Here is a 23,190-nt window from a genome sequence, read left to right on the forward strand (position 1 = left end):
GTGTCGAGCCGAGGATGATGCACTTCCCAGTGCAGCGCATGGTTTCTCACTCTCCTCTGGGAGATTGAACGCGAGGTTTTGGATCGACGCTGCCTTCCCAGCGGGCTGCGTCTCCTGCATTCGCTCAGATGCATCCCTTTCGCGGATTCTGGACGGCACGCACGGGTGCGCTTAACGGCCAGCTTAAGACGCTGTTCTGGATAGAACGCAATGCCCCGAGTCCAAAGGATTCTTTTGGTGCTTTACGTGATGAGATAGCTTGGCTATGAACTTGGTGTGGGACCCGCCACATTTGTGGAGTCTTGACCATCAGATAGGTTCTTTCCGCATCAAGGTCTTGAACCTGTCGTGCTGGCCGGCAAGTCTGCTGGTCGCTGATCAGATGTCGCGTTCGATTTCTTCGGTAGGGTGGCGTACACGGGCTGTCAGCATGGGCCTATCGGGTCTCTGCGGCCTCGGAAGGGGAGCGCGGTGACTTCACTGGCTACGGCGAGCTTCCCAATGCCGTTTAGATAGGAGATGATCATGACGTCGCTTGGGCTGCCGATGGCGTGGGTAAGAGTGCGACGGTCGGCGGTCCTGCGTAGCGAATGCCTTGTCGGACGGACGCCGTTCACGGTAGCTGCTCTTGCGTGAGCGTTTGACGGCTCGCGGGTAGGAGCGATGGCAGCGGTGCGGGTTGGTGTTGCGTCGGTGGGCGACCTGGTAGAGGCCCCGAGTCCAGGAGGCGTCCGGCGGCTCAGGGGGAAAAGGCCGCGCGGTCGGTGACCGAGCGGCGCACGATGCGGACGGTGCCCAGGAACTTGATCCGGTCGGGGTCGATCCCGGGCTGTGGTGGCGGCGGTGCAGATCAGCGTGCATAACGCCCAGTGGGTGAGCAGGTAGGCTCAGATTTCCTGATAGGTCAGCTCGGGGGTGCGGGAGCGCAGGATACGGCCCGGTCCGCGCAGATGCGTCTTCAGCTGGTCGATGCCAGTTTCGGCCTCCCAGCGGTCATGGTAGCAACGGGCCAGCTCTTCGGCGGTGGCCTCGGCCGGGTCGAGAAGGTTGGTGATCAGCCGGATGTGCTCGCCCTGGCGGTCGGGCACCGTGTAGTCGACCACCCGGACGATCACCGCATCGTCGGGATCGAGGTCTCGGCCCTGGCGGGCGGCCTCGCGCAGCCGGTCCTTCTGCGAGCGGCGCAGGCCGGCGGGTTTGCTGATGACGGCGAGCCAGGACCCGTCCTCCAGGTCACGCAGCCAGTACGGGCGCAACCGGGCCTGAACCCGCCAGAGCAGGTGCGCGCCGCTGTGACGGGCCTGGTTCCAGGCGGGGAAGCTGTAAAAGCCGCGGTCGGCGGTGAGCAGCATCTCCTCGGTCGGCTGCTGATAGAGGGAGAAGGCGAGGGTCTGCTCGCCGGCCCAGCAGCCCGCTACATCGGCGGCCACGATGGCGTGGCTGGCGCACTCGCTGATGGCGACCACCCGGGCCTGCGGGAACGCGGTCTCGTACCCGCCCGCGCTGTCGCGGCTGAACTCGGCGACGTTGGCCTCGGTGTCGGGCAGGTCCACCACGAACCCGTCGATCGCCATCACCCGCCGGCCGTGCAGCCACGCGCCCGTCGTAGACTCGATTGCCGCAGGCCGGGCGACCTGCTGGAACACCTCTTTGACCGGCTCAGGTCCCAGCCGCTGGCGGGCTTGGGCGATCGCCCCGCGGGTCGGTGCCAGCCAGCGTGCCCCCGGCACCAGGGCCAGCATGCCCGTCAGCTTCTCGGCGACCTCCTCGTAGTCGTCATCCGGGTAGAGGCACAACGCGATCAGCAGGTAGACAACCACATGCGCGGGGAGCTTGCGAACGCGACGCTCCCGGCATCCGTGCGTGGCGATGGCTGCGTCCAGGGCCTGGCGAGGGATCAGCGATGTCAGCGCGCCAACCGCGACCAGATCCGTCAACCGTCCCGAACCGCCCGCATCACCCGACAAGATCACCGAACGACGCTACCAGCAAGATCGCTATCTAAACGGCATTGGGCCGAGGTCCATCCACTCGTTGCACTTCAGGTATACCCCGATCTGCCTCAGGGGTGGCTCGGTCGTGAAGTCCTCCCCGGCCCAGAAACAGAAACTGCCCTTCTTGCACCAGGCTTGCTTGTCAAGCCGGTCGGCGGATGGAGCGACGAAGGTGTAGACGACCTTCCCGTTCTCGTAGCTGATCTCATTGACGGCAGTCCGCCTTCCCCCGGGAACGCGTTCGAGCTGCGCGGCGATCTGCCGGGTCAGCGCTGCCTCAAGCCGGGCCTGCCCCCGCTGCGCGACGGTGCCGGGGGCGTGCAGTACCGGGGCGTTCACGGCGCCAGCCGCGGCGGGGCTGAGACCGGCCGCGGTGAGCGGCGCGGTGGCGGCCACGCCGAGCGTCAGCAGCCTGACGACAGTGGTGGTCATCATCATGTCCTTCGTGGTCGGGCCGGTGGCGGCAGTCGGCGACACCTGCTCGGTCACAAGATGCGTCGAACGAGCCGGAAGTTCGATCTCATCGCGGCTGGAAGTCCGGGTACCACGGGGGCGCACTGCCGATCGTCCTGCTCGACGATGTCAGGAACGGCCGTGCCGGAGCGGTGTCATCTGCGGGACGACGGCGGCGAAGACGAGCAGACCGGCTACGGTCAGCGCCACCCCGGCCCAGGCCGTCGAGAGGGTGCCCAGGCCCACGGCCAGGGTGATCGAGCCGCCGACGGCGCCCAGCGCGTTGGCCAGATTGAGCGACGCGAGGTTGAGGGCGCCCATCAGGGTGGGGGCCTCGGGGGCGTACGTGGTGAGCAGCACCTGGATCGTGGGGATGGCGAGCATCATGGTCGCCCCGACGCCGAACAGCGCGGGCATGAGCACCCAGACCGTCCCACCCGCTATGACGATCACGAGCAGGAACACCAGGACGCTGGAGTAGCCGATCACGAGGCCCCGGTAGGGGTAGCGGTCGGCGAGGCGCCCACCGGCCTGGTTGCCCGCCGCCATGCCGAGGCCGAACACCGCCAGAGCGATGGGGATGAGCGAGTCGTCGGCCATCGCCGCGTCCGTGATGTACGGCCCGATGAAGGTGTAGACGGCGAAGATGCTCGAGATGCCGAGGGCGGCGACGACCATGATCACCCAGACCATGGGGCGGCGCAAGGCGCCCAGCTCATGGGAGAGAGGTCCCCCGTCGAGATCGGAAGTGGTCGGCACCCACAACAGGATGGCCAGGCCGGCGAGCAATCCGATCCCGGTGACCACGCCGTACAGGGCCTGCCAGCCGGCCTGTTGCCCGACGAAGGTGCCGAGGGGTGAACCGAAGATCGTCGCGACCGTCAGACCGGCCATGACGGTCGCGAAGGCTCTTCCGCTCTTGCCCGGACCGTAGACGTAGGAGGCGACGACCGCGCCGGCGCCGAAGTAGGCACCTTGGACGGTGCCGGTGATGAAGCGGGCTCCGATGAGCATGCCGACGTTCGTCGACAGCGCCGACATCAGGTTGCCGAACAGGAACAGCACGACGAGCCCGAGAAGCAGGTGCTTGCGGTTCAGCCGGGCGCCCGCGATCGTGATCACGGGGGATCCGATCATGACCCCGACCGCGTAGGCGGTCACGGCGTACGTCGCCTGCGGGATGGAGATGCTCATGTCGGCGGCGAAGAGCTGGATGATGCCGTTGCTGCCGAACTCGCCCGTGCCGATGGCGAAGGTGCCGAGCGCGAGTGCGAGCAGGGTGAGTCTGGTGCTCCTGGTGGCGCACTCAGGCGTGTGGCGCTCCTCCTCGGCTTCGCACTGCGCTCGGTAGGCGCTGGTGAGCACGAGCACTCCTTTCGGTGCCGCCGGGGGCGGCCGGTGTTGCTGCGGTGGGGAAGGCACGTGGATCTGCAGGCCCACGAGGCTACGGAGGCCGAGTTGACGAAGAGTGAAGCCGCTGTGAATCCGGCTCTCGCCTCTGGGCAGCCCCGCCTCGTACGGGCGCGCGGTCGGAGCGGGGGACCGGCGCGCCCACGCCCCGCGCGGCGTACATGCTCGCGAACATGTTCTCGGCCAGCGCCGCCGGCTCGCCGTCGAGCCTGGTCTCAGGAGTCCGGCCGGGTCATCAGGCGTCACGCCAGCGGGGGAAGACGGCCGCCTGCCCGACGAGCGCGCCATCTTCCACCAGGTTCCACATCGTGACGTCCTCGATCCAGAACCGGCGGCCGGACTTGGCGATGCGCTGTCCGCGGTAGCCGGTCGCGTAGTTCTTCTCGTGCACGGCGTCCAGGAGCCGCTGCCGGTCCTCGCGCCGGTCCGGCTCCGCCGAGAACCGGGACGGAAGGCCGACGAACTCGGCCCAGTCGTACTCGAAGCACCGTTGGGCGGTGACGTTGGCGTAGGTGAAGCGGGGATCGTCCGCCCCGTCATGGGCCAGGACGCCGAAGGGCGCGTCCTCGTACAACCAGCGTGCGGTGGCGCCGGGGCCTGCGAGCGGGGTGCCGACGAAGCGCAGATGGCAGTCCGCGAGCAGGGAGAAAAAGTGGTGATCCACGTCGAAACCGTTCTATGTCGATGTTTCCCGCATGAGCAGGAGCTCCACCGGCCCGGAGCCGCGAGGGCGCGTCGTCCGTCTCGTCAGGCAGCCTTGGCGCGTCTTCCCCGGAGGATGTCGAGGATGAGGAACGCGGCGAGGGAGATGCCCATCAGGGGCAGGAAGACGCTGACGATCACGGTCAGGAGCGCCAGGGGAGTCAGGGTGATCCAGTGCGGGCGGCGCCATCCGCCGCGCGGGGGAGGCATGGGGAGGCCGCCGCGCGGTCGTCGCCGCCACCACATACGGTATCCGAGCACGATGAGTGTCATGAGGCCGGCCGCGAGTGCCATGAGCAGGAGCTGGCCGGGCAGACCGAACAGCAGCCCCATGTGGGCGTCGATACCCCAGCGGGTCAGCTTGGCGGCCAGCGGGTAGTCGGCGAAGGGCAGGCGCGCGGTCACTTGGCCGGTGGCGGAGTCGATCGCTATCTGGTCCAGGTGCACGGGCCACTGTTTGTCGATCTGGCTGACCAGATAAGGACCGCCGGCCGCGGCAGGCCAGGCGATCTCCAGCGGTCCGGACAGCCGCGCGCGCGTGGCCGTTTCCGCGACGTGATCCACGCCGATCGCGGGGGCCGACGGGAGGTGGCCCCCTGGGTGGTGGGCGGCGTGCTCCCCGGAAGCGGTGGAGATCGCCGGGGTCTGCCAGCCGAGAGCGGCGCGTACGGCGCCGACGTTCGCTCCGGCGTAGGTCGACCAGGTCAGGCCGGTGGCCGACAGCAGCAACAGGCCCAGCACGGTCCACACGCCGATGCTGCCGTGCCAGGAAAGGACGCGCCGGGCACCGCTGGTGCGGCGCTCGGGAAGAATCACCTGGCGGCGACGACGCCGCCACCTGGTGAGCCACAGCAGCAGGCCGCCCAGTGCCACGACCCAGAGCCAGCTCGCCGCCAGTTCGCTGTAGAGGCGTCCGGGCTCGCCGAGGTGCAGGTGGCGGTGCAGAGCGGAGATCCAGGCCCGTACGGGAAGCGCGCCGGAGCTACCGTAGCTGTGCAGCGTCCCGCGGATGCGCGCGGTGTAGGGATCGACGAAGACGGCCGATTTGGTGCCGGCCGGCAGGCCGGGGGCGTCGAACAGGACCCGGGTGGTGCGGCCCGCTTCGGCGGCCGGTTGCACGGCGCTGACCTTGCCACGGGGCTGAGCCGCTTGCGCGGCCGCGACCTGCTGGGACAGGGGCAGCGGCGTTCGCCCGACCGGCGCGGTCAGTTCGTCCGCATAGACGACCTTCTCGATCTGGAGGGAGGCGGCGTACAGAAAGCCGGTGAGGGCGGCGATCAGCAGGAAGGGCGCGACGAGCAATCCAGCGTAGAAGTGCAGCCGCAGCACCAGCGGACGCAGGTCCGTCCAGGCCGGTCCACCCGTCTGTGGCGATGCCGGTCGCGGCGCGTCGGCCGTCCCCGGCGGGGACGACATGCCGGCAGGGGAAGTCATGAAGCGGTTCTCCGTTTGACTCGGACGCACGTATGGGCACGTGCGCGACGAAGGCGCGCGGCGGATGGCCCGGCCGGGCATGCCGTCGTCGGTGTGGCATGCCCGGCAGGGGTGGGTGGTCTACCAGCGGTTGCCGGTGTGGAGCTGGCCGCGTACGGCGCCGTCGGGGAACTGGGCGGTGTGGAGGTTGGCGTACCACTTCTTGGGGTTGGCCTTGATGTCGCGCAGGAGGCTGCTCTTGACCCGTACCGAGCCGGAGGCGGTGTTGCCGCGCAGGCGGCTGTTGGACAGCAGGTCGATCACCACCGGGCCGTTCACGCCCGCCTTGCCGCGGTGGATGTGCAGGGCCGTCGGCCTGCCGGTGTTACGCCACTGCACGAAGAAGTAGAACCGGTCTCCGCTGATCCGGAACTTGGCCGCGGCCACACCGTTCGGATCGTTGACCTTCTTGCCCCGCTCCGGCACCTCGTTCCTGCCGAACAGCGTGGCGGAGAAGTAGTACTTCCTGAACGAGGCGACCGAGTGGGTGCCGGCCGAGGAGGAGGTGGCCGTAACCGCCTGGGCGGTCTGGGGAGCGGCGGCCGCGGGTGCGGCGATCATCGTGCCGAGAGCCAGTGCGGCGACGGCTCCCGCCGACACCGCGCCAGCGACCTTGCGGCCTCTCGACATCCGCTCGCTGCTCACCGGCTTAAACGTGTTCATCATAACCCTTTCCTGACTGCCCTCGGATCTGGTTGTTACTCAGGACAGTAGAAAGGACACTAGTGGGATTTCTGTGCATAAATTCACGTAAGGCGTGTGATGAATGCCACATCCATCTTCGATCGCTTCAAACCCGCAGTTCAGATGCATGATCGCAATGATCGAATGCACTGCTGATCAAACGGCCGAGCATCGACGATCTTTGTTCGCGTCATTCTCCCGGCGCTCCGGAAAAACCCCTTACCGATGTCAGGAAATTTTATTTCCCTATTTCTCGGACGCCTGTCCTGAGGTCACTCCCACAACGGAATGTCTTTCCGTGTCCGCGGGAGTTCCCTGCTTGCGGGCGCCGGCGAGCCATGGTTCCGAGCACCCGCCACCCTGAAGTGACTTCAGCTCACATGTCCGCGTCACGGGCAAGGCCGCTCCTGGCGGTGGCCCGAAGCGGTCAACGGGCAGGCGGCTCGTCCCCGAGCTCCGCCAGGAACAGCTCGGCGCGGCGGGCGAACAGGTGGGCCTCACGCTCGGCGGACAGCGCGCGGGCTCTTTCGGCGGTGGCCCGGACGAGCGCGACGGGCTTGCCGAGCGCCTGCTGCACTCTCGCGCGCAGGAGCAGGAGCAGACCTTCCGGATAGCGCTGGCCGTAGGTGTCGAGGCAGTGGTCGGCCAGGTCAAGGGCCGCGGCCGCCTCCGCGAGCGCTCCGGCTGCCAGCCACATCTCGCCCAGCAACCCGTGCCAGGTGGCGACGCACGAACGTGGCGGGTCGAGCAGGAGCGCGCCGATGAGCCGCTCGGCCTCCGCGGCCGCTCCAGCCGGGTCCCGGCCGGTCACGGCCAGTGCCCAGCACCGGGCCAGCCGCTGGTAGGTGCCGAGAAAGACGAAGGAGAAGCCGGGATCCACGGCGATCCCCCGATCAGCCGCGCGCAACGCCCACTCCGGGTCGCCGACGATCACCGCGGTCCGCACGGCGATGGCGGACCAGATCGTGACCGCGTAGGGCTCCTCACCCGCGTCGGCCTCCAGGGTGTCGAACAGCGCCCGTGCCGCGTCGATCTCACCGTGCAGCGCGGAGATCTCCGCGAGCATGCCGGCCATGAGCAACTGCAGGTCGTGGCGGACCTGGTTGTCCTCACGCCGGGCCAGGTCGCGGAGCATGACGCGATTGGCTTCGGTCAGCAGGCGGAAGGACTCGCCGGCATTGCCCAGGTCCCACTGGTGCAGCCCCCAGGCCTCCAGACCGTACGCGTACACGATCGGATTGCTGGAGGCTCTGCCCTGGTCGAGCAGCCGCCGCGCCAGTGGGCCGCTGCGATCGAGCTCGATGCCCTGCTGGTGCACCACCCAGCGGGAGAACAGGAAGTCGGTGGCCTCGACCTCCTGGCCGAGGTCACGGGCCAGTTGCTCGGCCCGTTCCAGCAGTTCGGGGACGAGGTTGCCGTACATCGAACTCATTCCGAGAACCGCGGTGAGCTGCGACAGCGCGGCCAGTTCCACCTCCGCCAGACCCGCCGTCCGCGCGACCTCCACGGCTTGACGCAGGTGCCGCTCGGCGGCCTGGAACGCGGACTTGGACGCCGCACGGCGACCGGCGCGCACCATGGCGTGCGCGGTCCGCGCGGAGTCCGCCAGCGGGCCGGCGGCCCAGAGGTGGAAGGCGAGCCGCTCGGCGACGGACTCACCCTCCGCGTCGAAGTGCTCCAGGGCGTCGGCGACGCTCAGATGCAAGCTGGGCGTCCGCCACAGCGGCGTGGTCTCGGCGACCGACTCGCGGACCAGGTCATGCGTGAAGCGGAACGCGTACGGGTTGTCGGCGGCCGGGCCGAGCAGGCCCAGCGCTTCCAAGGGTTCGAGCCGGTCGAGACAGGTCGGGAGGTCGAGGCCGGTCGCGCGAGCGAGCAGGGCGAGGCTGACATCGCGGCCGATGAGCGCGGCGACCTGGAGCAGGCGCTGAGTGCCCTCGTCGAGGCCGGCCATCCGGTCGCGGACGACGTCACGCACCGTCGACGGCACGCCCGCCCTGGCCACGGCGTCCTGCGTGAGCACGCCTCCGTCAGCGAGCAGCCGCGACAGTTCCCGGACGAAGAACGGGTTGCCCGCGGTTCGGGCGTGGATGCTGCGTGTGACATCGGGGGCGGGGAACTGACTGGTCTCGCCGCGGACGACCTCGGCCACCTCGGCGGGGCTGAGCGGGCCGAGGTGGATGCGGCGATGGCCGGGGGCCCGGCTCGCGGCGGCGAGCAGGCGCGACAACTGGGTGCCGGGCGCGGGCGCGTGATCGCGGAGCGCGCCGATGAGGGCGATGCGGTCTGGTAGCCGGGTCGCCAGATGGCTGAAAAGCCGCAACGACGCGACGTCGGCCCACTGGAGGTCGTCGAACAGGAGCAGGGCCGGCCGCAGCGCCGAGGCCGCCCCGACGGCGGCCACGACTCGTTCGAACTGGCGGAACTGGGCGCCGCTGTCCGGCATCGCCGGTGCGGCGGAGCCGTCGCCGTGCGGGTCGACGAGGCGGCTGAGTTCGGTGGCGAGCCACTTGTCCCGCGCGGCGGCGGGCAGCGCGTTCAGGACCGTGCCGACCGCCTGCACCCACGGCCACATCGACGGCGTCCCGTCGCCTTCCAGGCAGCGACCCCACACGACGAGCGCGCCACGCGCCTCCGCCTCGGCCGCGATCTCCTCCAGCAGGCGGGTCTTGCCCACCCCCGGCTCGCCGTCCACGACGACGAGCCCGCTGCCACCGGCGAGCGCCGATTCGGTCGCGCGCCGCAGCACCGCGAGTTCCTCGGTCCGGCCGACCAGACCCGTGGCGGGCTGCGTCCCGGGGGCCGCAGCCGGCTGCCAGGACGCCGGCGGTCGTCCGGCAGGCTGCCCGTCGGTCATGCGGACGGACTCAGGCGCCACGGTCTCGTTCAGTACGTGCTGGTGGGCGGTCCGCAGTGCCGGGCCGGGATCGATGCCGAGCTCCTCGGCCAGGCGGTTACGGACCGTCTGGTACAGCGACAACGCCTGCGCCTGCTGCCCGGCGGCGCCCAGGGTGGAGATGAGGCTCGCGTGCACGGGCTCGTGCAACGGCGACATCGAGGCGGCCAGCTGCAACGGCGCCAGCACGCGTTCGGGCCGGCCCAGCGACACCGCCAGCTCCGCCGCCGCCGTACAGGTGGACAGGAACTCGCTGTCGAGCCCGGCGAAGATCGGCATGGCGGCGGGCCCGTAGGCCAGTCCCTCGCCCGCGGAGCCCTGCCACAGCCCCAGGGCCTCCACATAGCAGTCGAATGCCGCCTCTCGCCGCTGCTCCGTGAGGGCAGCCTCGCCGGCGTGGGCGCGCTCGCGGAAAACGGTCAGGTCGAGCATGCCGGTTCCGGCCACGAAGAGATAGCCGTTGTTCCGGCGCCGCAGATAGGAGCCGGTCCCGCGGATCGGCAGGGTGGGCTCCAGCAGCCGCCGCAACGCGCCCACGTACTTGTGGATGACGTTGACGGCGCTGGCCGGAGCGTCGTCGTCCCAGATCAGATCGACCAGCTCGCCCATGCTGACCAGCCGCCCCTCCCGGGCCAGCAGCAACGCGAGCAGGTAAGCCTGCTGGCGGGGGCCCGCGTCCAGTTCCACGCCGTCACGCCAGAGCCGCAACGGGCCGAGAATCTGCAGCCGCAGCAGGTTGCCGGATGCGGACCGAGCCGAACCGCCGGGCTGCGTCGGGTGGTCTCGCACAGCCATGCCGGTCAACCCCCTGGATTGATGTGACAGCGGATCGACTGTGCGGGAGACGGTCGCACGTACCCAACCCTGCGCGGACGAGTTTACGGCCCGAAATCCTTTGAGGAAATCTGCCGCACCCCATTACCGGCAGGCCGATGCGCGAGGGTCCGGTAACGCAGCCCAAGCTGGACGGCCGCGATGGATCCGCAGGACCTGGCTCTTCGCAGAATCGAACTTCCGGCCTGATCGAAGCATCCTGATGCCGAGAAGACGGGCGGCCGCGCCGGATGCCTGGATCGTCCGTTCTCTGTGCCGACTGATTCGACTGATTCGACTGGTTCGACTGGAAGCCAAGGTGGTGATCATGGCCGAGATGCTCGCAGCCCGGCTGCACATCCCCTCCCGCGAGATACGCATGGAGGAGGTGCCGGTGCCTGAGCCCGGCAGCGGTCAGGTCCGCGTCGAGGTGCGTGCGGCCGGCGTATGCCTGTCCGACGTGCACCTCACCGATGGAACCCTCACGCCCAGGCTGCTGAAGGGCGACGTGGTGACGCTCGGCCACGAGGTGTCCGGCGTCATCGACGCCCTCGGTGCGGGCGTGACCGGCTGGGCGGTGGGGGATCGGGTGGTGCTGCAGGCCGGTGAGGCCGACGGATCCGGCACCCGAGGCGTGGATTTCGACGGCGGCTACGCGGAGTACACCCTGGCCACCCCCCGCTCACTGGCGCCCATGCCCGCCGGCCTGCCGTTCGAGCAGGCCTGCATCATTCCTGACGCGGTCTCCACCCCCTGGGCGGCCATCAGCGCCACCGCGGCCGTCCGGCCCGGCGAGGCGGTGGCGGTCTGGGGCATCGGCGGGCTCGGCGCCCACGCGGTGCAGCTGCTGCGCCTCATCGGCGCGGCTCCGGTGATCGCCATCGACCCCCTCCCGGCGGCCAGGGCGCGCGGGATCAGCGCCGGCGCCGACGCCGTCCTCGACCCCGCCGACCCCCGGCTGCGCGAGATCGTCAGCACCATGACAGGCGGCCAGGGGCTGGATGCCGCCTTCGACTTCGCCGGCGTCGCCGCCGCTCGCGAGCAGGCCATGCTGCTTCTCGGCAAGGGCGGCCGGCTGATCGTGGTCGGCCTGGCCAACGGGCCGCTGACCGTGCCCAACGACATCGCACTGGCCTACTTCGGCCAATCCGTACGCGGCCACTACGGTTCCCACCCGGACCACCTGCATCAGCTCATCGGTCTCAGCGTGCGCGGCCGGCTCGATCTGGCCGGGTCCATCAGCGACGTTCTGCCGCTGGCGGAGGCTCCGGTGGCCTTGGGCCGGCTGGCCCGTAAGGAGGGCGACCCGGTCCGTCTCATCCTGCGCCCCTGATCACCGACAGCCGGGCCGGCGGGCTCGAAGCCGCTCGTGCTGGGGCCGAGCACGTCGTCCGGCCTCAGCACTGATCAGTTGCGGACGCGGTCGGTCGCAGGGTCGATACCCGCCTCTCGCAGAGCGGGATAAACCGTGTTAGAACGATCAAGGCCGGTGCGGTCGGCGATGGCCTTGACATTGTGTCTGCCGGCTCGCCACATCGCCACCGCGTACATGCGCAGCCGCCTTTTGGGGACCTCGCCGGTGGCCTGCTCGGCCTCCAGCGCCGCGTCCAGTTCGGCCAGAGCGTCCTGCCGGCCGGTATCACGTGGATCGTCGCCGTCCTGGATGCGATCGGGAACACCGGCGTCGTCGCGGTAGGGCGCCAGCCTTCGCACGCGCGCGGCCAGTGACTCCCGCAGGATGCCGGCCAGGATGTCGGAGTCTCCCTCGGCCCCGGCCAGGATTCGCGTCCAGACGGCGGCCGCGGTGGTGCCAGAGGTGTAGACGCGTACCGTCTGGCCGACGCCGCCTGGGGTCAGGAGTGTCTCCCTCTCAGGCGGAACGGTGTAGCGGTCGACGACCTCCCAGAACGTCAGGTGGTCCCCGCCGGGATGGTGGACCTGGTGCCGATACAGGCTGGCCCAGACGCCGCCTTCCCGGACGGTGATCTCCTCCGTGTCCACCCGGACGGCGGTCGCGACGCAGGCCTTGACGCGTGCGTCGAACTGGCGGGAGTTGACCGCGATGGCGATGCGGCTGGACAGCCACCGGGCCGCCGTGGGCCTCGTCATGCTTCTCCTCGAGGGTCGGCCAAGGGGAAAGGCCTCCCGGTGGGGTGCGGCGCGGGAGGCCCTGGTCACGGACGGCGGTCAGTTCTTGGCGGGCGGCCGGGCATTCTCGTGTCGGCGATGGCTCTCCGGCCTCGTCGCGGGACGTGGACCAGAGAGCGGGGGACGTATGATCATCCCCGGCTCTCAAGATGCGCCGACCATGCTGGAAGTTCGATTTCCGAGTCTCAAACCGCGAGACTCATCCGGCACCGCCGCCCGGCAGACGGTCCAAGGTGGCCAGAAACTCTTCCGCGCGCCGCGCGTACAGGTGGTTGCCGCGTTCGGCGGATAGCCTGCGGCACTTGTCGGCGATCGCCCTGACCTCGGCGACGGGTTTCCCGTTCGCCTGCAGCAGCCGGGCCCGCAGCAGCAAGAGCAGGCCCTCCGCGAAGCCCTCGTTATAGCGGCCGAGGCAGTTCTCGGCCCGGTCGAGGGCCGCGGCGGCCTGGTCGAGCGCCCCTGCGGTCAGCCACATCTCACAGAGGAGTCCGATGAAGATCGTGACACTCGCGCGCAGTGGATCGAGCAGGTTGGTGGCGATGAGCCGTTCGGCCTCCGCCGCCGCGCCGGCCGGATCCCGGCCGGTCTTGGCCAGCGCCCAGTACCGGACCAGCCGCTGGTAGGTGCCGAGGAACACGAAGGAGAAGTGAGGATCCGCGGCGATCCCGCGTTCCGCCGCGCGCAGGGCCCGGACCGGGTCGCCGATGAACGCCTCCGTCCTCGACGTGTGGGTGGCCCACACCGTGACGGTGAACGGGTCGTCGCCGGCGGCCTCCAGCATCGTGAGCAACGATCGCGCCCCTTCGACGTCCCCGTGCAGTGCGGTCGTCTCCGCGAGCTTTCCGATCATCAGCAGTTTCAGGTCGTACCAGACGGGGTCCTCCTCACGCGGGCCGCCGCGGGTCATCAGGATGCGGCCCGCCTCGCTCAGGCAGCGGAACGCCTCCTCGTTGTCTCCCTCGGTGAACTGCTGCAGTCCCCACGTCTGCAGGCCGTAAGCGCGTACGAGCGGATCGGCGGACGCCTCGCCCTGTTCCAGCATCCGTCGCGCCAGTGGCCTGCTGTGATCGCGCTCCAAGCCTTGGGCGTGCGCCGCCCAGCGGGAGTAGAGGAAGACGGTGGCGTCGAGTTCCCGGTCAAGGCTCCTGGCCAGTTGCTCAGCTCGCTCCAGCAGGTCGACCGTCGAGGTGCCGTACATCGTGAGCATCCCCCTGATCGCGATCAACTGCGACAGAGCGGACAACTCTCGCTCGGCCAGGCTCGCCTCCCGCGCGACCTGCACGGCGGTCCGCAGCTGCCGCTCGGCGGCCTCGAACGCCGACTTGATCGCGGCGCGGCGGCCCGCGCGTACCAGCGCCGTCACGGTCCGGCGCGGATCGGCGAGCGGGCCGGCGGACCACAGATGGTGAGCGACCCGTTCGGCGGCATGGTCGCCGGGCGAGCCGGTGCGCTCGAGTGCGTCGGCGACGCGTAGGTGCAGCCGGGACGTGCGCGACTGCGGGGTCGTCCTGGCGACCGCTTCGCGGACCAGGTCGTGCGAGAAGCGCAGGAAGAACGAGTTTCCAGGCGCGGGTTCGAGCAGGCCGAGCGCTTCCACGGGCCCCAGACGGTCAAGCGAGATCTGGACATCGAGATCGGCGACCTCGGCAAGCAGGCGGAGGTCGATGTCGCGGCCGATGATCGCGGCGATCTGCAACAGCCCCCGGGCGCCGTCGTCGAGGTCGGTCATCCGGTCGCGCACGACGTCGAGCACAGTGGACGGCACGCCGGCCCTAGCCGGCGCCTCGTCCTCACCGAGGACGCCGCCGGTGCTGAGGAGCAACGACAGTTCGCGGACGAAGAACGGGTTGCCCCCGGTGCGGGTATGGATGTCGCGGACGGCGTCCGGGCTGGGCCTCCGGCCTGTCTCCCCGCGGACGAGTTCGGCCACCTCGGCAGGGCCGAGCGGGCCCAGATGGACGCGGCGCTGGCCCGAGACCCGGCTGACCGCGGCGAGCATCCGCGACAACTCCGTACCCGGCACGGGCGCACGGTCACGCAGCGCTCCGACGACCATCGTGCGGGCCGGCAACCGCGCTGCCAGGTGGCCGAACAACTGCAGCGAGGTGACGTCGGCCCATTGGAGATCGTCGATGACGATCAGTGTCGGCCGCAGTGCGGAGACCTCGCCGACGACGGCCACGACCTGTTCGAACAGTCGGAACTGGGCACGGCCGTCCGGTAGGGCCCGTGCGGTGACGTCCTCGTCATCCAGGTTGAGCAGACGGCCGAGTTCGGCGGTCAGCCGGTTCTGCCGTACTGCGGTGGGCAGCGCCCCCAGCACCGTGCCGGCCGCCTGCACCCACGGCCACATCGACGGCGTACCCTCGCCTTCGAGGCAGCGGCCCCACACGACGAGCGCACCACCCCCTTCCGCCTCGGCCGCGATCTCCTCCAGCAGACGGGTCTTGCCCACCCCGGGCTCGCCCTCGACGATGACGAGCCCCCTGCCGCCGGCCAGTGTGGTCGCGGCCGCGTGCCGTAGCACGCTGAGCTCCGCGGCGCGGCCGACCAGCCCCGCGCCGGACGGCTCGGCGGATGGGAGCGTTCGTTGCCAGGGCGCGGGTGGCTGCCCGGCGGGCTGTCCGTCGGCCATCCGCACCGGCGGGGCCGGGGCGTCGTTCAGTACACGCTGGTGAGCGGCCCGTAGCGCGGGGCCGGGATCGACGCCGAGTTCCCCGGCCAGGCGGTTACGGACCGTCTGGTACACCGACAAAGCCTGTGCCTGCTGCCCGGCGGCGTCCAGGGTGACGATCAGGCTCGCCTGTACGGGCTCGTGCAACGGCGACATCGTGGCGGCCAGCCGCAACGGCGGTAGCACGCGCTCAGGCCGGCCGAGCGAGACGGCGAGTTCGGCAGCGGCCACGCACGCGGACAGGAACTCGCTGTCCAGGCTCGCGAAGATCGGCATGGCGGCCGGTCCGTAGGTCAGCCCCTCACCCGTGGAGCCCTGCCACAATCCCAGCGCTTCGACGTAGCAGTCCAGCGCCGCCTCACGCCGCTGCCGCGCGACGGCCTGGCCGGCGGCTTGGACGGACTCGCGGAAGACGGCCAGATCCAGCATGCCGGGCCCGGCCCTGAACAGGTAGCCGTTACCGCGGCGTTGCAGGTAGGAGCCGATGCCGCGGACCGGCAGCGAGGGTTCCAGCAGCCGCCGCAGCGCTCCGACGTACTTGTGGATGACATTGACCGCGCTGGCAGGAGCGTCGTCGTCCCAGATCAGATCGACCAGCTCGGCCGTGCTGATCAGCTGCCCATCCCTGGCCAGCAGCAGCGCGAGCAGGTAGGCCTGCTGCCGCGGACCCGCATCGAGCTCCTGATCGCCCCGCCACAGCCGCAACGGGCCGAGAATCTGCAGCCGCAGGCCGTCACCGGCCGCCGATGCGACCTCAGGACCCGCTGATCGAACTGGCACAGTCACGCCGACCGACCTCCTGGGCAGCTGAAACGGATCGTCACTGTGCGGCCCAGGCCGCAATACCCGCCCTGAGTGAGAGAGTGTATGACCTCGTCGCCGCTGCCCAATCCATGCTCGTGCCGGCGTTCTCGGGGAAGGCGCCGGACTGGATCGTCCAGACGCCGGCGTCCTCACCCGCGGCGATGAACGCGCTAAGCAGGGCGCGGCGGCCCCGAAGCCGGCCTGCCCGGTGTCCAGGGCCGCCCGGTAGACGGCCGGCACCTGGTCGGCGTCGGATGCGCGCATCGGCCGGATCTCCAGGCCCGGCCCGGCGGCGGGCTTGACCGCCTGGACGATCGTCGAGTCCGCGCCACGACCTCGTCCTGTGCCATGGGACGCTCCTTCGCTCACAGGTGGGCGCGGCCGGGACCGGCTTGCCCAACACCACGTCGGCGGCCGTCGGGAAGCGGCTCACGCACCGCTCGTTGATCCGGTACAGGCTGGCGGTGCCCTGCCGCTCGACCAGCACGAACCGCACCGCGGCCAGGATCTTCAGGTGGTGCGACACGGTGGACTGACCTACCCCGGACGCGACCACGATCTCGCCCACGCTCATCGGCGCGCGCCGCCGGGCCGACAGCGACACGATCTGGATCCTGGTGGCGTCGGCCAGGGCCTTGAACCAGCTCGCGTGCTCCTCGGCTTCCGCACGCGGCAGAAGCTGCTTCTCCTCATTAATCGTTAATCGTCGATAGTCGATGCATCGTCAGAGTGGAAGCTGTGTCAGGGCTTGTGGGCGGCCTTCTCGGCCAGGGTCTTGATGGTCGTCAGTTGCCTGCGGGTGATCAGGAAGTCCGCCGACTCCGACAGCAGCAGGTAGACCAGCCCGGGCAGGCCGGGCCGGCAGTGCAGGCGCTGGCGGAAGAGCAGGCGCGTGTGCTCCTCATCGCCGAGCAGCACGATCGTCCAGCTCACCGTCACGTGGAAGGCCCGGATCGCCAGGACGAGTTCGCGCCCGGGGACGATGCGCTCCACCGTGTAACCGCCCTCCACGGGTGGTGTCGGCAACAGGTCTCCGACGTGGAGTCGTTGCAGACCGGGCAGGATCTGGTCGGCGCTGGGGTGGTCGTCGTTGGTGATGTGGTCGTAGGCGTACCAGCCGGCGCGCGGATGGCCGCCCATCTGCGCGAGCCAGGGCCACACCGCCTCTGGCGGGGCGTCGATGGTGATGGCGCGGGTGGCGGCGACATGCGGTCGCGGAACGATGTCGTCGCCGGGGAGCGGCCGGGTGGTCTCGCCGCGGGTCGCGCCCCAGCGCAGCAGTCGTGGACGGATGAGCAGCAGGTACGCCGCCAGTGCGGCGGCCTTGAGGAGGAGCAGCGGTACGAGCAGGCGGCGGAAGGCGTTCATACTTCGATGGCACCAGGTCCCGTCGCCAGGCGGCAGGGGCGAAAGGCGGCGACCGGCGGGCCGATGGTCCTCTGTCCTTATTTGAAGCCGGCGATCACAGGCCGTGGATGCGGCGGCCGGTCACCTGCTGCGGGACGATGCGGATGTACAGGTGGCGCTCGCCGCCCGCCCACGGCGTGACGCCGGCCTCCGCCACCTTGGCCACCTCGTCGTCCGGCATGTGGTGGGCGGCCCCTTGGATGAGGACGCTCCAGCCGGCCCGCCGGACCTCGTCGATCCGGTCCACCTGGAAGGCGATCTTGACGTCCACCCCTTCCAGGCCGGTGCGCAGGTCCTGGTCCATCGGGCCGCCGCGGGCGGTGCGGAAGACGACGGCGCCGTCGTGGAACTTGTAGTTGACGGGCAGCACCGTCGGCCCGTGCGAGCCGCTGAACGCGACCCGCCCGATCCCGCCCGGCGCGACCAGGCGCAGGCACTCTTCGGTTTCCAGGACCTCCAGGACGGGTTCGTCCATCGCCGCGCCCTGGCCAGGCGGACGGTCGTGTCCTCCGCCCAGCAGATCCTCGACGGTGGTCTCCAGCGCCTTGGCGAGCCTGGTCACCGTGCCCCGGTCCGGAGTGCCCAGGTGCGTCTCCAGATGCTGGATGTATCCCGACGACATGTCGGCGCGTTCGGCGACCTGGTCGAGCGTGAGGCCGAGCCGGTCGCGGAGGTGCTGGATGCGACGTGCGAAGTCGCCGTTGCCGCTGGTCATGATGGTGTCCTCCAGGGAATGGTGGTGTCGGCGCCGCGCGGCAGGGTGATGCCGTCGACGCGGGTACGTACGTGGTCGGCCTCGATGGCGAGCCGGCGGCCCCGGAGGTGGATCGTCAGGGACAGCGACCCGAGCCGCTCGGGCAGCAGCGGTTCGAGGTGCAGGCCGTCGGGCCGTGGCTCCAGGCCCAGGTAGCAGCGCTGCAACATGTCGAGCGTGCCGGCCATGGCGCCGAGGTGGATGCCCTCTGCGGTGGTGCCGCCCTGCACGTCGTGCACGTCGCTGAGCAGCGCCTCGCCGAAGAACTGCCAGGAACGGGCCCGATCGGAGCGGGCCAGGACCCAGGCGTGGACGACGGCGCTGAGCGTGGAGCCGTGGCTGGTGCGGTCCAGGTAGTAGGAGATCGTCCGGGGGATCAGCCCGGCGTCGGCGGAGTAGCCGAGTCGCTGGAGGATGTCCGTCAGCTCGCCGGCGGTCAGCAGATAGAACAGCATCAGCGTGTCGGCCTGCTTGGAGGCCTTGTACCGGTTGACGTCGTCGCCGTCCGCCTCCAGCGCCCGGTCCAGGCGGCGCACGCCCTTGTAGCGTCCCCAGTCGAGCTCTTCGAGGTCGGCGTAGCCGGTGAACTGGCTGATGACGCCGTCGTGGAAGTCGACCCGCATGCGCCGGGTGATGTCCGTCCAGCGCTCCGCCTCCTGCGGGCCGGCCACGCCGAGTTCGAGGGCGCGGGAGAGCAGCCACACGGTCATGACGTTGGTGTAGGCGTTGTTGTCCAGTCCGGGGGCCGCGGCGCCGGGGTAGGCGGTGTGGTACTCGTCCGGTCCCATGACGCCGCGGATCTCGTACCGGCCGGAGAGCGGGTCGAGCACGGTCAGTGAGGCGAAGAAGCGGGCGATGCCGGTGAGCAGTTCGGCGCACCACGGCGGCATGGAGCCGGTGACCAGGTGGTACTGCCACACGTTGTAGGCGATGGCCAGCCCGGCGTGGCGCTGCAGGTGGGAGACGTCCGGCAGCCAGCGGCCCGACTCCGGGTTGAGGTGGAACGTCTGGGTCTCCTCGCGGCCGTCGCTGCCGCTCTGCCAGGGGAACATCGCCCCGTCGAACCCGGCCTCCCGCGCCGCCGCCCTCGCCTCCGGCAGCCGCCGCCAGCGGTAACGCAGCGTGCCGAGTGAGATGTCGGGGAAGCGCAGGTTCAGCCAGGGCAGCACGAACAGCTCGTCCCAGAACACGTGGCCCCGGTACGCCTCGCCGTGCAGGCCGCGGGCGGGAACGCCGGCGTCCAGGTCGGCGGTGTGCGGGCTGAGCGTCTGCAGCAGGTGGAAGACGTGCAGGTGGACGATCTGCGACAGTTCGGGCCCGTCCACGTCGAGCCGGGCCCGCTCCCACAGCGGCTCCCACGCCGTCTCGTGCGCGGCCAGCAGCTCACCGAAGCCGGGAGCCATCTGGACGCGCCGCCGGGCGGCCGTGAGCGGGTCGTGGATGGCCGGATCGCGGGACGTCACCAGCGCGACGATCTTCGACACCGTCACCGGCTCGCCCGCGGCCAGCTCCAGCACCAGGTCCGTGTGGATCCGGTCGGGCTCGGCCGACACCGAGCCGGGGACCGGGGCGGCCACGCGCGCCGCCAGCGCCACCGTGATCTGGGACGAGCGAGTCTGCGCCGTCAGCCAGGTCAGCTCGTCGCCGGCGCCGGTGGTGTGGCGGGTCAGGTGGTCGCCGCGCAGGTCGCGGTAGCGGGCGACGCCGCGGTTGGTCACCCGTCCGTCCAGGCCGGCCCGGACGCGGAGCGGGCCGGACCAGTTCTCCGCGGTGAACGTGGTCTCCAGCGCGGCCAGCGCCGGATCGGCCATGGACACCAGGCGGCGTTGCCGGACGAGCGTGACGCGGCCGGCGTCGTCACGCCAGCGCAGCGAACGCAGCAGCAGACCGCGCCGCAGGTCGAGCTCCTGACGGTAGTCCGGCAGGTCGGCCGTGTCCGGGCGGAACCAGTCAGAACCCGGCGTGGCGAAGGTCAGCGGCAGCCAGTCGGGCAGGTTGACCAGGTCCTCGTTCACCACCGTCCGGCCCGCCACCTGCGAGGCCAGCCGGTCGTAGCAGCCCGCCCGATAGGTGCCGGGCGTACGGGCCAGGCCGTCGGGCGTGGCGCCGCGGGTGGCCCAGCGGCCGTTCCCGAGCGTGCACAGCGCCTCGCGCAGACCCTCCAAGGCGGGGTCGTACCCCTCGTAGACGAGCGTCCAGGCGTTCACCGTGAACTCACCGGAACACGTCCGGCCACGTCCAGGTCGGCCAAGTCCGGCACCACGACGTCGGCTCCCGCGCGCCGCAGCTCCGCCGCCTGCGATCCGGTCCGGTCGACTCCGACGACCAGCCCGAACCCGCCCCTGCGCCCGGCCTCGACGCCGGGCAGCGCGTCCTCCACGACCACCGCCTCGGACGGGGGCACCTCCAGCCGCCGCGCGGCCTCGAGGAACAGCGCCGGGTCGGGCTTGCCGGGCAGGCCGAGCCGGGCCGAGTCCTCGCCGTCGACCACCACGTCGAACAGGTGGATCAGGCCCGCGGAGCCGACGACCAGGCGGCAGTGGCGGCTGGCCGACACCACCGCGGTCCGGCACCCGCGCCGCCGCAGCTCGTGCACCAGGGCGACGGTCGAGGGGAAGGCGGCGACGCCGTCCTCGGTGACCTGCCGGACGAACAGCGCGTCCTTGGCGAGGCTCAGCCCGTGCACGGTGGGCGCGCCCGGCTCGTCGCCGCGACCGCCCTCGGGCAGCGTGATGCCACGCGAGGCCAGGAAGGTGCGGATCCCGTCGAGCCGCGGCCGCCCGTCCACATGGCGGAGGTAGTCGGCACGGACGTCGAACGGGGCGGAACGGCCGCGCAGGAAACGGTCGAACACGTGCTTCCACGCGGCGGCGTGCACCCGGGCCGTGTCGGTGACGACGCCATCGGTGTCGAAGATCACGGCTCGCAGCCTGGTCAGGTCGAGAGCGGCCATGACGGTGACGCTACCCAGCCCGGACGGTCGCAGACAGGGCCTTTGGACCTTCGCGCCGCCGACCTCCGGCCCTGCGCGGCTCCGCGCCCACCTGGCGGACCGGCTGAAGACCACCGGCGGAGCGGCTGAAGACCGCCGGCGGGCCGGTTGAGGACCAACGGCGCCTCGTTCGGGACCGCCTCCCCGGGTGCCGCTCTCTCCGCCGGACGACGCTGGAGGGGAGAGATCCGATGAGGAGGCCTGTGATGGCTGGACACATCGTCGTGGGCGTGGACGGTTCCGTGCCCGCGCGGGCCGCCGTCGAATGGGCGGCTGACGACGCAGTGCGGCTCCGTGCGCCGCTGCGGGTGGTGCACGCCTACGCTCCCGGGGTCACGTACGACATGGATGAGGTCCGTGTGGCGCAGCACCAGGTCGTTCGCGACCGGCTGGCGATCTTCGCCCAGGACTACCCGCAGGTGACGGTCGTCGAGGACGTCCCCCATGCCCACCCGGTGCAGGCCCCTGACCGAGGCGTCCCGGCGGGCGGACCTGGTGGTGGTGGGCTCGCACGGGCGCGGCCCGCTGGGCTCGGCACTGCTCGGCTCGGTCAGCCGCGGCACGCTGCACCACGCCGCCTGCCCGGTCGCGGTGGTCCGCGCGTAGGACCGGTGCCCGTGATCGACGTGGAGACCGGACGGATCGCCGGCACCCCGCACCGGCACGACGTGCTGCGCGTCTTCACCCGTCCGGCCGCCGAAGCCGCGGTTCGTCACCGACGGGCGCGGAGCACCTCCCTGGTCAGCGGGCTGAGCGCGATGGGCTCGTCCTCCGTCACGATCACGGTGCCGCCGACGTGGGCAAGGTGACGGCCGAAGGCGTACTGCGGCTCCAGGACGAAACACATCCCGGGCTCCAGCACCAGGCCGGCCATGAAGGTGGGGTGAGCGTGTACAGGCGGGTACGCCTCGGCGCCTGGGAGCAGGCTGATGTCCGCGCGGTTCTTGCCGGCCGCGAGCAGAGCGTTGATCGAGTGGGCGGCGATGAGGTAGATCTGCCCGTCGTGCGCGTCGAGCGGTGCGTGCATCGCCTCCACGACGTCGCCGAAGGTCCGCCCTGGCCGGAGCGCCGCCAGGCCGGCGTGGTAGGACTGCCGCGCGACGTCGCCGGCGCGCCAGAAGTCCTCGTGCACGTCGCCGATCGCGATCGTGACCTGGTGTTGCGTGTGACGCCCGCCGAACTGGGAGAACACCTCGGCATAGATGACGTCCCCGTCGGCCAGCGCGCGCGGTGTCTGAGCGCGGTAGCACCATGGGGGTATCCCCGAGGCGACGGGGTCGGGGCCTGACCACAGGTGCATGGCCGGGGGGAGCGTCCCACGCCGAAAGCCTTCGGCCATGCCCGCGGCGTAGACCTCCGCCTCGGACACCCCTGGGCCCGCGGTGTCGACCATGGCTTGCACCATGGCGTCGCCGATCTCCGCGGAGCGCCGCACGAGGGGGATCTCCTCGTCGCTGAGCCGCATCGTCATCAGGGCGACGGCGACGTCCATCTCCCGGAATCCGGCGTCAGGGAGCTTCTCCAGGACCCGGCTCCACAGCGTGTGGGGCAGGACGCCTTCAGGGTGCCACGGCAGATGAGCCCCGAGTCCTACGACGCCGATGTTCCCCCTGCTCAGGCCCAGCTCTGTGAGCGTGTCCGTGATCTCGGCGGAGGTGCGTGAGGCGCGCAGGTTCCGCGGCGGGATCCAGGATTCGTCACCACGCCGGCTGGACTCCAGGTGGTCCAGGATGAACATCCCTCCCGGCAGGTGCACGATCGGCTCGCCGTCGCGAGGGAAGACGACGGTCGTTCCTGGGCGCTCGTTGGTGAACCACGTGTCGTAGGCGACCTGGGCGGGCCCCGCGTCCTCATGCTCGCCGAAAACGAGCAGGGCGTCCAGGCCCTCACGGGCCATGACCGCCCGGGTGAGATCCCAGCGGCGGTCGCGCTCGGCCGTGGAAAGGGCGGGCGCAGCGATGTCGTTCATAGTCGCGTCTCCTTGGT

General features: G+C 70.6%; 17 protein-coding genes and 1 pseudogene. 3 read left to right on the top strand and 15 right to left on the bottom strand.

All coding sequences use genetic code 11. From position 1 onward, the window contains the following. Nucleotides 1–887: 887 nt before the first annotated feature. The 7 genes from B0I32_RS35190 to B0I32_RS35220 all read right to left on the bottom strand — a co-directional run bounded on the left by B0I32_RS35190 (nt 888) and on the right by B0I32_RS35220 (nt 10,407). Nucleotides 888–1,973 carry an IS4 family transposase gene (locus B0I32_RS35190; protein WP_219912161.1) on the bottom strand — a complete coding sequence of 362 codons (1,086 nt, stop codon included), beginning with the start codon at nt 1,971–1,973 and terminating at the stop codon, nt 888–890. Between the two features lie 24 nt (nt 1,974–1,997). Continuing rightward, entirely contained in the window at nt 1,998–2,483 is a 486-nt protein-coding gene (locus B0I32_RS35195) for a hypothetical protein (protein WP_106247149.1), read from the bottom strand. A gap of 93 nt (nt 2,484–2,576) precedes the next feature. Then, nucleotides 2,577–3,812, bottom strand: a complete 1,236-nt coding sequence (locus B0I32_RS35200) for an MFS transporter (protein ID WP_106247151.1) — start codon at nt 3,810–3,812, stop codon at nt 2,577–2,579. Nucleotides 3,813–4,092: 280 nt separating this feature from the next. Continuing rightward, a complete protein-coding gene (locus B0I32_RS35205) occupies nt 4,093–4,521 on the bottom strand; it encodes an MEKHLA domain-containing protein (RefSeq protein WP_106247153.1) in 429 nt (142 codons plus the stop codon). Nucleotides 4,522–4,604: 83 nt separating this feature from the next. Continuing rightward, complete coding sequence (locus tag B0I32_RS35210) at nt 4,605–5,993, bottom strand: PepSY-associated TM helix domain-containing protein (protein WP_219912162.1); 1,389 nt, start codon at nt 5,991–5,993, stop codon at nt 4,605–4,607. A gap of 120 nt (nt 5,994–6,113) precedes the next feature. After that, nucleotides 6,114–6,698: a CHRD domain-containing protein gene (locus B0I32_RS35215; RefSeq protein WP_106247156.1), complete on the bottom strand. Its 585-nt coding sequence runs from the start codon at nt 6,696–6,698 to the stop codon at nt 6,114–6,116. Nucleotides 6,699–7,143: 445 nt separating this feature from the next. After that, the gene (locus B0I32_RS35220) at nt 7,144–10,407 is read right to left on the bottom strand and encodes an ATP-binding protein (RefSeq protein WP_106247158.1); all 3,264 of its coding nucleotides are present in this window, start codon (nt 10,405–10,407) and stop codon (nt 7,144–7,146) included. A gap of 346 nt (nt 10,408–10,753) precedes the next feature. Here B0I32_RS35220 and B0I32_RS61085 point away from each other — a divergent pair, with 346 nt between their 5' ends. Further along, nucleotides 10,754–11,758 (top strand): zinc-binding dehydrogenase, encoded by a 1,005-nt coding sequence (locus B0I32_RS61085; protein ID WP_106247283.1) that lies wholly within the window; start codon nt 10,754–10,756, stop codon nt 11,756–11,758. Nucleotides 11,759–11,832: 74 nt separating this feature from the next. On the opposite strand, the gene B0I32_RS35230 is transcribed toward B0I32_RS61085, so the two are convergent. The 7 genes from B0I32_RS35230 to B0I32_RS35260 form a co-directional block, all read right to left on the bottom strand. Continuing rightward, entirely contained in the window at nt 11,833–12,534 is a 702-nt protein-coding gene (locus B0I32_RS35230) for a hypothetical protein (protein ID WP_106247160.1), read from the bottom strand. Nucleotides 12,535–12,772: 238 nt separating this feature from the next. Further along, nucleotides 12,773–16,033: an ATP-binding protein gene (locus tag B0I32_RS35235; protein ID WP_219912163.1), complete on the bottom strand. Its 3,261-nt coding sequence runs from the start codon at nt 16,031–16,033 to the stop codon at nt 12,773–12,775. 34 nt (nt 16,034–16,067) lie between these two features. After that, on the bottom strand, nt 16,068–16,769 hold the full coding sequence (locus B0I32_RS60265) for an ArsR/SmtB family transcription factor (RefSeq protein ID WP_342751813.1): 702 nt from the start codon (nt 16,767–16,769) through the stop codon (nt 16,068–16,070). Nucleotides 16,770–16,792: 23 nt separating this feature from the next. After that, nucleotides 16,793–17,419 carry an SRPBCC family protein gene (locus B0I32_RS35245; protein WP_106247163.1) on the bottom strand — a complete coding sequence of 209 codons (627 nt, stop codon included), beginning with the start codon at nt 17,417–17,419 and terminating at the stop codon, nt 16,793–16,795. 94 nt (nt 17,420–17,513) lie between these two features. Continuing rightward, nucleotides 17,514–18,173 (bottom strand): helix-turn-helix domain-containing protein, encoded by a 660-nt coding sequence (locus tag B0I32_RS35250; protein ID WP_106247165.1) that lies wholly within the window; start codon nt 18,171–18,173, stop codon nt 17,514–17,516. After that, nucleotides 18,170–20,419, bottom strand: a complete 2,250-nt coding sequence (locus tag B0I32_RS35255) for a glycoside hydrolase family 65 protein (RefSeq protein WP_106247166.1) — start codon at nt 20,417–20,419, stop codon at nt 18,170–18,172. The genes B0I32_RS35250 and B0I32_RS35255 overlap by 4 nt, the downstream gene beginning before the upstream one ends. Then, nucleotides 20,416–21,165, bottom strand: a complete 750-nt coding sequence (locus tag B0I32_RS35260) for an HAD family hydrolase (RefSeq protein ID WP_106247168.1) — start codon at nt 21,163–21,165, stop codon at nt 20,416–20,418. The genes B0I32_RS35255 and B0I32_RS35260 overlap by 4 nt, the downstream gene beginning before the upstream one ends. 245 nt (nt 21,166–21,410) lie before the next feature. Here B0I32_RS35260 and B0I32_RS61770 point away from each other — a divergent pair. Next, nucleotides 21,411–21,563, top strand: a pseudogene (locus B0I32_RS61770) (universal stress protein); the annotation flags it as partial. Nucleotides 21,564–21,648: 85 nt separating this feature from the next. After that, entirely contained in the window at nt 21,649–21,810 is a 162-nt protein-coding gene (locus B0I32_RS61090; RefSeq protein WP_281262637.1) for a universal stress protein, read from the top strand. Nucleotides 21,811–21,916: 106 nt separating this feature from the next. Here the strand turns inward: B0I32_RS61090 and B0I32_RS35270 are convergent, their stop codons facing one another. After that, complete coding sequence (locus tag B0I32_RS35270) at nt 21,917–23,173, bottom strand: M24 family metallopeptidase (protein WP_181308123.1); 1,257 nt, start codon at nt 23,171–23,173, stop codon at nt 21,917–21,919. Between the last annotated feature and the right edge of the window lie 17 nt (nt 23,174–23,190).

The organism is Nonomuraea fuscirosea (assembly GCF_003001935.1).
GTDB classification, from domain to species: Bacteria; Actinomycetota; Actinomycetes; order Streptosporangiales; family Streptosporangiaceae; genus Nonomuraea; species Nonomuraea fuscirosea.

Coding starts and splice junctions, on each gene's coding strand:
- B0I32_RS35210 (WP_219912162.1), bottom strand. CDS start 5,993: ATGACTTCCCCTGCCGGCATGTCGTCCCCGCCGGGGACGGCCGACGCG.
- B0I32_RS35215 (WP_106247156.1), bottom strand. CDS start 6,698: ATGATGAACACGTTTAAGCCGGTGAGCAGCGAGCGGATGTCGAGAGGC.
- B0I32_RS35220 (WP_106247158.1), bottom strand. CDS start 10,407: ATGGCTGTGCGAGACCACCCGACGCAGCCCGGCGGTTCGGCTCGGTCC.
- B0I32_RS61085 (WP_106247283.1), top strand. CDS start 10,754: ATGGCCGAGATGCTCGCAGCCCGGCTGCACATCCCCTCCCGCGAGATA.
- B0I32_RS35230 (WP_106247160.1), bottom strand. CDS start 12,534: ATGACGAGGCCCACGGCGGCCCGGTGGCTGTCCAGCCGCATCGCCATC.
- B0I32_RS35245 (WP_106247163.1), bottom strand. CDS start 17,419: ATGAACGCCTTCCGCCGCCTGCTCGTACCGCTGCTCCTCCTCAAGGCC.
- B0I32_RS35250 (WP_106247165.1), bottom strand. CDS start 18,173: ATGACCAGCGGCAACGGCGACTTCGCACGTCGCATCCAGCACCTCCGC.
- B0I32_RS35260 (WP_106247168.1), bottom strand. CDS start 21,165: ATGGCCGCTCTCGACCTGACCAGGCTGCGAGCCGTGATCTTCGACACC.
- B0I32_RS61090 (WP_281262637.1), top strand. CDS start 21,649: ATGCCCACCCGGTGCAGGCCCCTGACCGAGGCGTCCCGGCGGGCGGAC.
- B0I32_RS35270 (WP_181308123.1), bottom strand. CDS start 23,173: ATGAACGACATCGCTGCGCCCGCCCTTTCCACGGCCGAGCGCGACCGC.